This is a genomic window from Lysinibacillus sp. NPDC093216, from assembly GCF_050280325.1.
Lineage (GTDB): Bacteria > Bacillota > Bacilli > Bacillales_A > Planococcaceae > Lysinibacillus.
In genome coordinates, this window is sequence record NZ_JBNNVB010000001.1 from 64,811 (window position 1) to 78,935 (window position 14,125).

Annotated in this window: 18 protein-coding genes; 5 read left to right on the forward strand and 13 right to left on the reverse strand. The window is 36.0% G+C overall.

The genetic code is table 11. The features are described from left to right. Positions 1-86: 86 nt before the first annotated feature. Entirely contained in the window at positions 87-320 is a 234-nt protein-coding gene (locus ACQKOG_RS00350; protein WP_132363207.1) for a DUF896 domain-containing protein, read from the reverse strand. A 255-nt stretch (positions 321-575) separates the two neighbouring features. Next, the gene (locus tag ACQKOG_RS00355) at positions 576-1,193 is read right to left on the reverse strand and encodes a CPBP family intramembrane glutamic endopeptidase (RefSeq protein ID WP_427444263.1); all 618 of its coding nucleotides are present in this window, start codon (positions 1,191-1,193) and stop codon (positions 576-578) included. Positions 1,194-1,373: 180 nt separating this feature from the next. Here ACQKOG_RS00355 and ACQKOG_RS00360 point away from each other — a divergent pair, with 180 nt between their 5' ends. The 4 genes from ACQKOG_RS00360 to ACQKOG_RS00375 all read left to right on the forward strand — a co-directional run bounded on the left by ACQKOG_RS00360 (position 1,374) and on the right by ACQKOG_RS00375 (position 3,400). Further along, the gene (locus ACQKOG_RS00360; RefSeq protein WP_427444266.1) at positions 1,374-1,805 is read left to right on the forward strand and encodes a LytTR family DNA-binding domain-containing protein; all 432 of its coding nucleotides are present in this window, start codon (positions 1,374-1,376) and stop codon (positions 1,803-1,805) included. Positions 1,806-1,810: 5 nt separating this feature from the next. Next, on the forward strand, positions 1,811-2,239 hold the full coding sequence (locus ACQKOG_RS00365) for a DUF3021 domain-containing protein (protein ID WP_427444269.1): 429 nt from the start codon (positions 1,811-1,813) through the stop codon (positions 2,237-2,239). Positions 2,240-2,277: 38 nt separating this feature from the next. Next, entirely contained in the window at positions 2,278-2,790 is a 513-nt protein-coding gene (locus ACQKOG_RS00370) for a GNAT family N-acetyltransferase (RefSeq protein ID WP_427444271.1), read from the forward strand. A 70-nt stretch (positions 2,791-2,860) separates the two neighbouring features. Further along, positions 2,861-3,400, forward strand: coding sequence for a DJ-1/PfpI family protein (locus ACQKOG_RS00375; protein WP_427444274.1), 540 nt, complete (start codon positions 2,861-2,863; stop codon positions 3,398-3,400). A gap of 264 nt (positions 3,401-3,664) precedes the next feature. Here ACQKOG_RS00375 and ACQKOG_RS00380 read toward each other — a convergent pair whose 3' ends face one another. Next, positions 3,665-4,342, reverse strand: coding sequence for a YneB family resolvase-like protein (locus ACQKOG_RS00380; RefSeq protein WP_402867959.1), 678 nt, complete (start codon positions 4,340-4,342; stop codon positions 3,665-3,667). After that, positions 4,339-4,653: a cell division suppressor protein YneA gene (yneA, locus tag ACQKOG_RS00385; protein WP_427444279.1), complete on the reverse strand. Its 315-nt coding sequence runs from the start codon at positions 4,651-4,653 to the stop codon at positions 4,339-4,341. Before yneA ends, ACQKOG_RS00380 begins: the two co-directional genes overlap by 4 nt. A gap of 162 nt (positions 4,654-4,815) precedes the next feature. Here yneA and lexA point away from each other — a divergent pair, with 162 nt between their 5' ends. Continuing rightward, positions 4,816-5,433, forward strand: a complete 618-nt coding sequence (gene lexA, locus ACQKOG_RS00390) for a transcriptional repressor LexA (RefSeq protein ID WP_402867962.1) — start codon at positions 4,816-4,818, stop codon at positions 5,431-5,433. A 199-nt stretch (positions 5,434-5,632) separates the two neighbouring features. Here lexA and ACQKOG_RS00395 read toward each other — a convergent pair whose 3' ends face one another. From ACQKOG_RS00395 to ACQKOG_RS00435, 9 genes are all read right to left on the reverse strand, one after another. After that, the gene (locus ACQKOG_RS00395) at positions 5,633-6,355 is read right to left on the reverse strand and encodes a gamma-glutamyl-gamma-aminobutyrate hydrolase family protein (protein ID WP_427444283.1); all 723 of its coding nucleotides are present in this window, start codon (positions 6,353-6,355) and stop codon (positions 5,633-5,635) included. A gap of 94 nt (positions 6,356-6,449) precedes the next feature. After that, entirely contained in the window at positions 6,450-7,202 is a 753-nt protein-coding gene (locus ACQKOG_RS00400; RefSeq protein ID WP_427444285.1) for a prepilin peptidase, read from the reverse strand. Positions 7,203-7,259: 57 nt separating this feature from the next. Then, entirely contained in the window at positions 7,260-7,985 is a 726-nt protein-coding gene (locus ACQKOG_RS00405; protein ID WP_427444288.1) for a potassium transporter, read from the reverse strand. Next, positions 7,982-8,572 (reverse strand): PilN domain-containing protein, encoded by a 591-nt coding sequence (locus ACQKOG_RS00410; protein WP_427444290.1) that lies wholly within the window; start codon positions 8,570-8,572, stop codon positions 7,982-7,984. The genes ACQKOG_RS00405 and ACQKOG_RS00410 overlap by 4 nt, the downstream gene beginning before the upstream one ends. Beyond that, positions 8,572-9,543 (reverse strand): type IV pilus biogenesis protein PilM, encoded by a 972-nt coding sequence (gene pilM, locus ACQKOG_RS00415; protein WP_427444293.1) that lies wholly within the window; start codon positions 9,541-9,543, stop codon positions 8,572-8,574. The genes ACQKOG_RS00410 and pilM overlap by 1 nt, the downstream gene beginning before the upstream one ends. An 88-nt stretch (positions 9,544-9,631) precedes the next feature. Then, positions 9,632-10,075, reverse strand: coding sequence for a type IV pilin protein (locus ACQKOG_RS00420; protein ID WP_427444296.1), 444 nt, complete (start codon positions 10,073-10,075; stop codon positions 9,632-9,634). Positions 10,076-10,175: 100 nt separating this feature from the next. Beyond that, positions 10,176-11,381, reverse strand: coding sequence for a type II secretion system F family protein (locus tag ACQKOG_RS00425; protein ID WP_427444298.1), 1,206 nt, complete (start codon positions 11,379-11,381; stop codon positions 10,176-10,178). Next, the gene (locus ACQKOG_RS00430; RefSeq protein ID WP_427444301.1) at positions 11,378-12,427 is read right to left on the reverse strand and encodes a type IV pilus twitching motility protein PilT; all 1,050 of its coding nucleotides are present in this window, start codon (positions 12,425-12,427) and stop codon (positions 11,378-11,380) included. Before ACQKOG_RS00430 ends, ACQKOG_RS00425 begins: the two co-directional genes overlap by 4 nt. 14 nt (positions 12,428-12,441) lie before the next feature. Continuing rightward, entirely contained in the window at positions 12,442-14,112 is a 1,671-nt protein-coding gene (locus tag ACQKOG_RS00435) for a GspE/PulE family protein (RefSeq protein WP_427444304.1), read from the reverse strand. Between the last annotated feature and the right edge of the window lie 13 nt (positions 14,113-14,125).

The window sequence follows — 14,125 nt, forward strand, 5'->3', positions numbered from 1 at the left end:
TACAGTTTAGTCAACATTACTTCAGAAAACAATGGTTTTGTTATACTATTAACGTTTTATTACATACTTTATAGAAATGTGACACATTAATTTAGAAATTTATTTTTTTTCGCTTGTTTAACTTTTTCTGGCGTTACATCATTTCCTTCAGCATCTACCACTTTTACGTTTTCAATTGTATCACGCATAGTTGATCTAAATGTATCTAGATATTCTTTACGAAGCGCTGATCGTTCCTTAGCTTCTGCCTCTGTTAATGTACCACTTTTAGCCTTAGCAGAAAGTTCATTGATTCGGTTAATTTTTTCTTTTGATAACATAGTTACACACCTTTCAATACATATCTTAATGAATATGGTATGCAAAGTATAGCATGTTTTCCCTTGAAATGCAGTTATACCAACCTTTCAAGTATCAGTTTATTCTTTAGTGTAGTATAAAGAGAATTTCTAGAAACATTACTCGAAACTCACTTGGAAGGAAATAAAAACGCAGGTTAAGGACAATTAGCAAGCTAGGTAGCCTAACACGCTGTCATGGCTACACGTTTTTATAAAATATAAATACATAATCAATTAGTTACCATCCCATTTTCCAGAAACTGCAGATAACATTAGCCATGGTTCAATAAACATATTAATTAAAATATGAGCTACAATTGGTGCAAAGGTACTTCGTCCAGTTATAATATAAAGCGTTGCGAGAAGACTTCCTAATATTGTGGTACTTATAATAGCAGGTAATGCAAACTTCCAATCCCCTTTCAAAAGTACCCATACACCATGAGCAATTCCAAAAAGTATCCCTGAAATTAGTATTTGTGTCACGTCTGACAATGCAAGAGTTAATAAGTATTCCATAAGTAAATGTCTGAAAACAACTTCTTCTACTATTCCTGTCACAATGGCAGCCCATATTCCAATTACTTTAAGCCAAGAAATAGTCAATAAATGAGCTTTTACAAAAGGTATTGCAATGAGTGTATAAGCAATGTATCCCGTTATGATAAAAAGCGTAAAAATCCAAATAAATATATTCGAAAATACATCTGTCCTAAAGCCAATTCCATTTTCAATAAAACCTTCAGGATTATTATAGAACCAAAGGATTATACTCGCTGTGAGCATAGTTGAAATACTTGCTAATATCCAACCAGTTTTATTTCTTTCACTTGAAGTAGTTAATTCATTCATAATATCCATAGCCCCCTTTTACCTGAACTCAATATATCGAACGAAATGTACCCCAACAATACGTTTGGAGTAACATGTTGTTATGATTGTGTAAGATGCCTTTTTCAAAGAATGACCTGCATTTTCCAAAACGATGTATATGCTATAATTTTTTGAGAGGTGATAAAGCTGAAAATAGAGGTGAAAATAGATTCAGAGTATGATGAGCCACATGTAACAATTTGTACAGCAAAACTTACTCCTACGATACAAGCTGCTATTTCTTTATTACAACAAGAGCATGGAGAACAAATTTTAACAGGGATAGCAAATAATAAAACATATATCATTGATCCAAATTCAATAATTGTTATTCGAACGGAAGGAAGAGAATTAGCTTTATATGATGTAGATAATAATCGTCTCATATTGAATAAACCTTTATATGAATTAGAGCGAAAATTAGGGAATGATTTTATACGGATTTCTAAATCTGCAATTATAAATCTAACGAAAGTTAAAAATATTGAAGCTTCATTTAATGGAACAATGGAAATTGAGTTAGTTTTAGGCATTAAAGAAGTAATTTCTCGTAATTATCGAAAGCAATTTAAAAACCGTTTGGGGGTTTAATATAGGTGCATTTTTTTAAAAATGTAGCGTTTGGCGTAAGTATGGGCTGTACAGTTTTTGTTTTTATTAATCTTTTTGGTTCTTGGATTTTTGGAGATATTTTTTTAGAAGCTATTACGGCAGACTTTATACAACAATCTCTAGGTTCAATTATTGTGGGGCTTGCTTGTGTATTACCATCATATATTTATCAAGTAGAACGTTTAACGTTTTTACTACAAACAGCTATCCATTTTGCAATTTCTTTAGGTACTTTTATTGTTGTTGCACTATTTTTAAATTGGCTTCCCACATCATCTATAGGAATAACTATGTTAATGCTATTCTTTAGTGTTTTACTATTTACTCTAATTTGGCTGTTATTTTATCTATATAACAAATCAGAAGTGAAAAAAATGAATAAAAAGATTGATGAGCTTATAAATAGAAAGTAAAAAAATTGTGAAACTTCACGGCTTGGGGGAAAAATGAAATGTTTATCAAAACAAAAAGACTATTAATAAGAGAATTTGAAATTCAAGATTGGCAAGCTGTCTATGAATATACTTCGAATCCGAATGTGATGAAGTATATTCCCGAGGGCGTTTTTAATGAGGAAGAAGCTAAAAAGTTCGTTTCAGAGAATAGAGGCGATAAAGCAAAATACTTCCCTATTATTTTAGTAAGCGAAAATATTGTTATTGGTCATATTGTTTTCCATCAATATTTTGGTGACCATACATATGAAATTGGCTGGGTATTGAATCCGAACTATTACAATAATGGATATGCCTCTGAAGCAGCAAAAGCTGTACTGGATTACGGATTTAAAGAAAAGAAACTTCATAGAATTATTGCAACATGCCAACCAGAAAACATCCCATCCTATCGAGTAATGGAGAAAATCGGCATGAGGCGCGAGGGTTATTTTAAAAAATGTATACCAAACGGAGATGAGTGGTGGGATGAATACTACTATGCTGTCTTAGATGAGGAATGGGCATAAGATCCTTTCAGGTATTAATAAAATCTACTTTATTACTATGTCTATTTCGGTTTCTAGAGGAGAGATTTATATGAAAAAGACCGCTGTATTATTGTATCCCCAATTTAGTGAATATGAACTGAGTGTGGCATTATCTATATTAATGCAAGGGAATAAACCTATTGTAACTGTTGGATTAAACAGTGAAGAAATTAAAGGGGAATCTGGGTTATCTTGTATAGCCGATACACAAATAAGTGAAGTTAATCTTGACGAAATCGATAGCCTGATATTACCTGGGTGTATGGATATAGCTTTACTAATACATGAGCAAAAATTAATTGATTTTATTGGAAATGCAAATGCCAAAGGTGCGATCATTGCAAGCATCTCTAGCAGCCCAACTCTTCTAGCAAAAGCTGGAGTATTAAAGAACAAAAAATATACTGTAGGATTATCACAAGAAGGTATGGATAAGTTAGGTTTCTTTGATCTTAATCATTTCTCTGAAGAACTAGTTGTACAAGACGGCAACATAATAACTGCGAGAGGTAGAGGTTTTATAAAGTTTGGCATTACTGTGGGTAAAGCCCTGCATCTCTCTTTTAATGAAAATTGGTACCGTGAATAACGAAATAATGCTAATTAATAATAAATGTTTTTCAACATAATAGTGAATTTATGAGGGAGAGAGGTAGAGATCGCTACTTCTCTTATTTTTATTTGCTCTTGGGTAAAGTTCCACATGGTAAATGTATTTTAGTTACTCATTCTATTCGTCGATCGGGCTATCCAGCATTTTGACGATTCTATCCATTACTTCGCCGATTCTATACGTCACTTTGGGAGCTTAGAGCCTTAAAAAAAATCAGCGGGACGATAAAACTCCCACTGATTAAAACGTCACTTTATTTTGCCCGCTTCCCTCTTGATGTTCCCGATATCTCCTATGGACTGTAGCTTTGCTTACTTCAAAACCTAGACCTCTAAGAGTCATGGCGATTTCCTCAAAGGTGAAGCCTCGATTACGTAGGTTGACAATTTCGTCTACAGGGACTTCCTTACGTTCTTGACCATTTGGATTTCCACGGTTAGATAAATTGTTTTCTGGGCGATAGCCATTTTCAACGGCACGACGCATGCCACGACGTATTTTAGCATTATGGATTCTGCGCTGGTACTCCTCTACGATTGCTAAAATTTCTAGGAGCATCGTATCCATTTCATTTAATTGTATTGGCCCCTCGTCTCGCATAGAAAAAACATCAGTTTCAGTTTTCTGCAATAAATGCAATACTGCCATTCGAGCATTTCCACGACCTAAGCGTGTTTCATCCTGCACAAATAATGCTTCTATCTCTTTTTCTTTAATGAAATCGAGCATTTCTAGTAAACCTTCACGTTCCACATCATAACCGCTATGCTTGTCCTTAAAAACACGCATGACTTCGTAGCCCTGTTCTTTAGCATAGCGCATCAACTCCTCTTGCTGACGCTCCAACGAGGAACTTTGTGTCTCTTTTTCTGTACTCACACGGCAATAGACAACAGCCGATTGTTGATTCATCATCATTTTTCGTTTCTCGCAATTTCAATTGAATTTATAGGATAGGATTGGTCACCCACTACTGGAATCACTAGGGATTTGCCTGCAATAATTTGTATGTTCGATAATTCATTTTCTGTTTTCACAAGCTTAATCCATTCATCCGTTTTCATTTTACCACGGTATTGATCGGCTAACGACCATAAGCTATCACCATGTGCGATTTCAATTTCTGTGTACGTTACATCGCCTGGGTCTGTTATAAAAAGGTATGCCGCAAAAAGTAGACAAGCTCCGAATAAAGTTGTAATATGTGGATTTTTCTTTAACCAGTTCATGTTTAAAACCTCTTTTCTAGAATGTTTGTTCGGAATATATGTTCTCATATTAATACGAACAAACGTTTTTGTCAAACACTTTTCGAACCTATGTTTGCTTAAGTGTTCGCATTCTGTTATACTATTAATAAGTAGAATGATTAAAAAAAGAGGTGAGCCATTATGAAAAAAGTTTCGAAAAGACAAGAGGCCATATTAGATTTCATTAAAGAAGAAGTACGAGCAAAGGGGTATCCACCTTCTGTACGTGAGATTGGTGAGGCAGTTGGACTTGCTTCAAGCTCAACAGTTCATGGGCATTTAGCTCGTTTAGAACAAAAAGGCTTGATTCGACGCGATCCAACTAAACCACGTGCTATTGAAATTTTAGAGCCAGAGGATTCTATTCAAAAGCAACATGTTATTCATGTCCCATTAGTTGGGAAGGTTACTGCAGGTTCTCCAATAACTGCTGTTGAAAATATCGATGAATATTTCCCACTACCAGATATTTATGGTACAAGTGAAGATCAATTATTTATGCTAGAAATTATGGGCGAATCAATGATTGAAGCTGGCATTTTAGACGGAGATTTAGTGATTGTTAAACAAAAAGCAACAGCTGATAATGGTGATATTGTCGTAGCAATGACTGAAGAGAATGAAGCAACCGTAAAACGTTTCTTTAAGGAAAAAAGTCATTTTCGTTTACAGCCTGAAAACTCAACAATGGAGCCAATTATCGTAGATCAAGTTTCTATTTTGGGACATGTTGTAGGTCTATACCGTCGTGTACATTAAAAGTATCTCAATTTTAAAATATAAAAAGAGGATATTATGTTCACAAATGAGCATATACCTCTTTTTCTTATGTTTTGAGTGCTATTTTATACACTAAAAAAGAACCCACTTTACAATGGATTCCTTACACCTAGCATTGTATTCATGTTCATCACGAAGGTTATCTTAGCCTTGGATAAAAAATAATGCTTATAAAGTTTTATGCCTCTACTTTAAACTTTAAACTTGCCTTTACAAATGCAGCAAATAGTTTCTTTGATACTTCATCTCCTGCAACGGCTAGTTCTTCTGGATGCCATTGTACTGCTAGACAAAATGGTAAATCAACATGCTCTACCGCTTCAATGATACCATCACTTGATTTTGCTACCACTTTCAACTTTTCTGCTACTACATTTATTGCCTGATGATGAAATGAATTCACAGCAATTTTTTCTTCCTCAATAATCGTTTTTAATAATGTATCCGGTGTTAAATTTACATAATGTGTTGCAACACCTCGCGCTGCTTGTTGCACATGCTTTATTAATTTTTTACTATGATACTCACTTTCAATATCCTGATAGACTGTGCCTCCAAACGCAACATTTAGTATTTGAAGCCCTCGACAGATTCCGAGAATCGGCATTTTCCGAATATTGGCTGCATTAATTAAAGCAAGCTCCACTGAATCTCGTTCAGGATGAACCTTCCCTAATTTCGGTGTAGGTTCTGCGTCAAAGAGGAATGGATGTACATCATAGCCACCCGAAAGTAATAATCCGTCCGTCAATGATAAAATTTGTGCTACATCCTCTTCAACGCCAAGTGGAATTATAAGTGGAACTCCCCCTGCTTCAATTATACTTTTGCTATATGCAGCATTTAATCTTGAGGACAAATCATCCTCCGCAAAAGCCGTTATTCCGATAATTGGTTTCATCCTATCCCCTCCATGATCTTTATCTTGCAATAACTGCCTGTAAAAGCCAAATTGGTGAAGATATTAATCATTGAAGGAATCCATCACTGATTAATTACCAAAATCCAAGATACCAATTCATCAACGCATCCCCATAGAAATAGATGATAATAGCTGCCAGAGCAATAGAAGGTCCGAATGGTATAGGCGTTTTTCTTCCCTGTCCGCGTACCTTTAATACAACGATGCCAACAATCATGCCAATTACTGCCGCTACAAATAACGTCAGAATTGTATGTATTGTCCCGAGTACGAGACCAAGTAAAAAGAATAATTTAATATCACCACCACCCATTCCACCTCTTGATAGAACAGCTATACAATATAATATGCCAAAACCTACGACAGCACCAACTATGCTGTCCCACCACGGTGACAAAGGAGATATCACGCGTCCAAAAACTAGCAATGGTAAAAAGAATAATAGCACCTTATCGGGAATAAGCATATACGCAAAATCCGACACAACAATAATGACTAATAATGAAATAAATAATAGCGCTACAAAAAATTCTGCACTAAAGCCTAATTTCCAATAAGCAAAAGCAAATAATAGGCCTGTTATAAGTTCCATCAGTGGATAAATCCAAGAAATCTTTTGCCCACAGCTACGGCATTTTCCACCTAAAAATAAATAAGACAAAACAGGCACCAAATCAAGCGCCGTCAACTGTCTCTTACAAGAAGTGCAATGCGAGGGTGGACGCACAATGGACTCTTTCAAAGGCACCCGTAAGCCAACCACATTAAAAAATGAGCCAAGAACAAGCCCAAATATTAAAACTGTAATTGTATAAGCAATTTCCATTTTATGTCCTCCTATACTAATAGACGCCCATACATTTAAGTATGCGCGCCATTTAGATTATTGTTGTCCTTCATAATAGAACGTCGTTACTTGTATGGTTGCTTTTAAGGTTGAATCAGCGTCCTCCTTGAATTTCGCTTCTTCACCCGTTAATGTGAAATCGATTGCATCAATTTTCATCACACGATCAATTTTTTCAATCTCTTTTATAAACTCAACCATTGCTTTATTATCCATTGCGACAACATCAATATCAAATGTTACTAGTTTTAATTCCGTTGGTAAGGAATCTTTAGTAAAAGTAGCAGTTGGTATTTTATCTTTCACTTCAGGAGTTTCATCATTCTTAGCAACAGCTTGTTCATCCGCTTCAGTTGCGGATTGCTGCGTATCAGCCTGTTCCTCGGAATTTGCCGAGTTGGGATCTGTAATAGCAGAATCCGCTACGAGGGAATCATAATTATTAAAGTCCATAGCTTCTACCCGTGTCCCCGTCACCGCTTCTATCTCTTCAATATTTCGAATGACTTCATCAATAGCTCGAGTTTGAGGTACTTTTTTACGCAATGTTAAATTACTTGTACCATTTGATTTGCCATTCTTTTCAAGTAAAGCAATCTGCTCCTGAATAGTAGATATTTCTTGTTGAATGGCGATATTCGAGCTTTCTTTCGCATCTACTTCTTCTAATTTAGGTGTTAATATATAGTAATATAGCGCAAATAAAATGGCTGCAATGAATGCTGTTAAGATAAGAATCGTTGAATTTTTACTACTTGTCATGATTCTCTACCTCCAGCGAGAAATTTAAAATCAATTCCTAATGTAATAGTTGCAGAATAACGTGGTATTTCCTTAAACTTGTTCTTAGCACTTTCTTCCTCTTGTCCAATAGCAAGATCAAAATTAGAAATAGTATCAACCTGTATATCATTGAAATAGTGGCTTGCAGTTAGCTTTTCTAAATAAGATGATATAGCTGACATCGTTTCAAAATCAGCTGTAATTTCAACATTTTTCTCACCAAATACATAGTTCCTTAAATACGTTTGCTCTGGTAACAATACTTGTGTTTCATCCATTAAAGGTGTCACAGGATAGGATACGTTTTCCACAAATTGTACGGATTGCTCCAATGAGCCTTGGTTCGCATTTCGCTTACCATCTAACTCGATTTGAAGTTGTTCGCGTTGCGATGAAAGCTCCACTTCCTGTGCATTTAATTTTGTAAAATCACTTTTTGCTTGGAAAAACAAGAAAATCATATATCCTACTATCATACCAATAAGAATAATAAATACTACATATATTAAAGTAGGTGTTGAATGCTTCTTCTCCAAATTCGGCAAGAGGTTAATTTCTGGTACCATCAGTTAACCTCCTTTAATGCAAGTCCAATTAAGCTTGCAAATTTCTCTGAAAATTGAGGGAAAGATTTTTGAATAACTGAATCATTTAACATAATAATTGGTGTCGAAAAATTATTTTCTAAAAACTCTTTAATGGTAGGAAGTAGTGGATTATCTCCTAAAATGATAATCTCATCTACACTTTTCTCACCTTTATGTAAGGAAAACTTAAAAAAATTCATAATACGATCGATTTCAAGCATTTGATCGGTAAGAATCATACGATAATCATCTTCAACTTCTAAATGATAAGAAAAACGATACTCTTCAATCTCTTCAGGCTTCCATTTCGATAAATCTGTATCAAATGATTGGTATCGTAAAAACTCCAGTTGACCAAATGAAAAAATACTTATCGACAATTCATTGATCGACCAATCCGCTATTAAATAAGTTCGATTGTCCTTTATTAGCTGCAAATACTCTAACAGACGAATATTACACAATGCTCGAATATCTGCTGCTTGTGGTTCTAATGTAGCATCGAGTAAAAGTCCAATCATTTTAGAAACTTCTTCTGAAGGTGCTGCAAATAGCATGGCCTGTCCATCACTTGGATTTGGGTCATACACATCAATAAGAGGCTCTTGAAATGGAAGATGAATGGAATGACCAAGTTCCATCTCTACATAACCTTTTAATTCATTCCACTCTATATCATCAGGATGCTCAAAGCTCTTCAACAAAACGGAAGTATCCGGTACAAAAATACGCGCATTTTGCTTTTTACCAGCCCATTTTGCCACATCATTTTTCATTACATCAAACAATTCCATTTCATCATGAATAACAGATCCTTCAACAATTCCTTCTGCTAATGGCATTTCATAGCCTTTCCATTGCGACGGATCAGCACCTTTTGCCACAATCGCACGCAATATATAATCTTTTATTTCAATCGACACATGCGATTTTTTCTTTTTTGTAAACATGTGAAAAGATGCCTCCTTTAATTAAATTAATCGTTCTTTTCTGAGCCTGATACCACTTCGACAGCATCAGACTCAGTTAGAGGATTAATTATTTACTAATTTTTACATTATCGTTCCCTTTTTTAGAATCCGGTTCAATCTCTTTTATACCTGCACTAATAAATTCTATAGTGACATTTCCTCTCGTTACTTTACCACTGAATTGTAGAGCGGACGATGCATTATCCCCTGTTCCCCCTGGTTTAGAAACAGTCCATCCTTTTACTGCACCACCCGCAGTATCATAATAATCTACCATCTTTTCACCAAAAACCTCAGTTCCACCATCTGTATAATACAAATGTGCTGCATTGATTAAATTGACTGCATCAGCTTTTGCGCCTTTAATTCGACTATTATCAATAATATTACCAATCGCTGGAATAGCGATTAATGCTACGATTGCTAGGATAACAACTACAGCTAGTACCTCGATTAGCGTTAACCCTTTTTGATTTTTCAATAATTTTTTGTTCATGAATTTTTTGAACATTGGTGTTCCTCCTTAAAAATTGTTATGATTAGTCCGAAAACACAAGTACACCCATTACTACGACAACTTTTCTATACCACCCCCTTTAAAGTTAGTACGCTTACATATTTTCATATAATACGAACATTGGTAGGAAAATTGCCGCAACAATTACACCTACAACGGCTGCTAAAACTAGTATCATTAATGGTTCTACGAGCGATTTTAATGTATCCACTGAGCGATCTACCTCATCCTCATAGAAATCTGCTATCTTTTCGAGCATATAATCAAGAGAACCCGTTTTTTCTCCGATAGATGTCATTTGGGTTACTAAAGGAGGGAATAGCCAACTTTTTTCTAATGGCTCAGATAAGGTACCGCCTTTTTCTAAGTTTTCTCTTGCCTCCAGTACAACTTTTCCTACTACTGGATTCCCTGAAACCTTTTCGACAATTGTCAGTGCATGTAGAATTGGTACTGAACTACTGAATAGTGATGATAGGGTTCTAGTCACACGAGCAATTACATTTTTTTGCATTAAAATTCCAAATACAGGTATTCGTAATATTACGTAATTTACGTTGTAATGAAATTGCTTATTATTTTTATAGAAAAATCTAAATAGAAAAACCAATAAAAAAACAAGTCCAATTACTATATACCAATATTTAATTAACCAATCCGAAACACTTACAACGACGACTGTTAATAACGGCATCTCTACATCCATACTTTCAAAAGTAACCATAAACGTCGGAACAACAAATATCATTAAACTCATCCCAACTACTATCGTCAGCACAGATAAAATAGCCGGATATGCCAATGCTGATTGTACTTTCTTCTTAATTTTGAATTGTTTTTCCAGTGTCCCTGCTAACCGCTCTAAAGTCTCATCGATATTTCCTGTTGCCTCACCTGAACGCATCATATTAACAAACATTATAGGAAAAACCTTTGGGTGCTTGGCCGCTGCGTCCGAAAACGCTGTCCCCCCGCGTATATCCTCTTCCACTTGTTCTAACGCTTTCTTCAATGCTTTACTTTTCGTTTGACCACTTAAAATATGTGTTGCCTCTACAATAGAAACGCCAGCACGGATTAGTGTTGCATATTGACGACAGTAAATAACGAAATCCTGGTGCTTTACTTTACCGCCAATATTTAAGTCTTTGTGCAAAATGCTTTTAGACTCTTCCAGCTCACGGGCATTAATGCCTTGTGCTCTTAATTTTTCAAGTGCTACTTTTTTGTTAGTCGCATCAATAATTCCTTTTTTGTGTGCACCAGTTTTTGTGCGTCCACTATATCGAAAAACGGTCAATTATAATCCCCCGCATTCATATATGGCCTTGCCTCTTCTAAAGAGATTTTCCCCATTGCTATTAGCTGCTGCATAGAAGATTCCAAAGTATGCATACCTAAAGCTTTACTCGTCTGCATAACAGTAGGAATTTGGTGAACTTTTTCATTTCGAATTAAATTTGATATAGATGGTGCTTGTACTAATATTTCAGTTGCAGCAATACGTCCCTTGGCATCCTTACGTACAAATAAACGCTGTGAAATAATGCCCACTAAAACATTTGCTAGTTGTACACGAATTTGTCCTTGCTGATGTGGTGGAAAAACATCTATAATACGATCAATCGTAGTCGGAGCACTACTTGTATGTAATGTCGCCATCACTAAATGGCCCGTTTCTGCCGCTGTAATGGCTGTTGAAATCGTTTCATAGTCCCGCATCTCACCTACTAAAATAATGTCGGGGTCCTGACGAAGAGCAGCACGCAAACCATTGGAAAAGCTCTGAGTATCAACCCCTACTTCACGTTGATTGATAATTGATTTTTTGTGTGCATGTAAATATTCAATCGGGTCCTCAAGCGTGATAATATGCTTTGATTTTGTTTCATTAATATGATCAATCATTGCAGCAAGCGTTGTAGATTTTCCCGAACCTGTTGGACCAGTCACTAAAATAAGTCCCTGTGGTTTTTCTGCTAATTGATACAGTACCTGTGGCATATTTAACGATTCAATGGAAGGGATTTTTGCTTCTATTAAACGGGCAGCTATTGTCACTTCATTGCGTTGATGATATGCATTTACACGAAAACGACATTTCCCGGGCAATGAATAGTTGAAATCAGTTTCCCCTTTATCGTGAAATTCTTGTAATTTATGCTCAGGTAAAATAGTTTTCACCATAGTATGTAATTCTTCGGAATTTAGTAATTCACTCCCATAATGTTCTAGTTGTCCATGGATACGATAAACAGGCGGGATCCCCTTAGTTAAATGAAGGTCAGACGCTTTTTCTTCAAATGCACGCGTTAATAGCTCATCAATATTTCTACATGTTGTCATGAACGATTCACATCCTAATCTACATTTGCTACACGCAACACTTCTGAAGTAGTTGTTAGTCCTTCTACTACTTTTAACAACCCATCTACTAGTAATGTGTAATAGCCTTCTTGTTTCATATAATCACGGATCACACTATCGCTACTTCGACTTAAAATCATTTCTTTAATATTGCGGTCGATTGGTAAAATTTCATGAATAGCCATCCGTCCACGATACCCTGTTTGATTACACGAAGGGCAGCCTCTTCCGCGTCTACCATGTGTGAAACCTTCAATGCCGTTATTACGCATTATTTCTAATTCATGGTTAGTAAAAGTATAATCTTCTCCACAATCTCGACAAATTCGTCGTACTAAGCGCTGTGCCATAATTCCTACAAGTGAGGAGGATAATAAAAATGGCTCTACCCCCATATCCTGAAGTCGAGAAATCGACTCGACTGCACTATTTGTATGTAAAGTACTTAAGACTAAATGCCCTGTTAACGAGGCACGTACTGCTATTTGCGCCGTTTCGAAATCCCTAACTTCACCTATCATTACAATATCTGGATCCTGACGCAAAATTGAACGCAATCCAGTGGCAAAAGTTAAGCCTACTTCTTCTTTCACTTGAATTTGGTTTATCCCATCAAGCTGATATTCAACCGGATCCTCAACTGTAATAATGTTGACACCCTCTTCATTCAAGTTAGTTAAGGCAGCATATAATGTTGATGATTTCCCTGATCCTGTAGGGCCGGTAATGAGCAGAATCCCATTTGGATTTGCAATCATGTTTCGGAAAAGGGCCTCGTTTTGCTCTGTAAAACCAAGCTTATCAATAGAATTGGCAACACTACTTAAGTCTAAAATACGCATTACCACTTTTTCTCCATAAACAGTTGGAAGTGTCGAAAGTCGAATATCTACTGGCCTGAAATTAACATTCGTTTTAATACGTCCATCTTGAGGAATTCGATTTTCTGTAATATTTAAATTCCCCATAATCTTAATACGTGCTAACACTATATTTTGCATATGTTTCGGTAACGAGCGCTCTGTTCTCAAAACGCCATCCACTCGATAACGAACCCTTAACTCCGTCTCCTGTGGGTCAAAGTGGATATCGCTCGCTCGTTGGGCAACTCCGTTAGCAATGATCTGGTTAACTAGGCGAACAATTGGAGAATCCTCTCGTTCAATTTCTTCCTGAGTTTCAGCAACTGTCGCGCCAATGTCGAGCAATGCAGCTTCCATAGATTCTTGCAAATCATAGTATTTCGTTAGCGTACGATATAAATCATCCTTAGCCGCAATACTCGTTTCGATTTGGCAGCCCGTCGCCATACGTACTTCTTCAATTGCAAAATAATCCATCGGGTCAGCCATCGCGATAAACAGTTTATTTTTTTCACGACGGATTGGAATAATATTTGTTCGTTTAGCGAGTTCAGCCGGAACAAGCTGAAGTAAATCCGGGCTGATAGAATATTGATTCAAATGAATGTGTGGGATTCCTAGCTGAAACTCTAGTACTTCGATTAACTGTTGCTCGGTTAGAATATTTTCTTTTATAAGAAAATCTCCCAATTTCTCTTCTTTTGTTTTATTTGTAAGAGCAAATTCTAATTGCACATTTGTAATAACACCAGATTCGACAAGTAAATCACCTAAGCGTTTTCGTCCAGTTTTTACGACCATTCGCGTTTGCTCC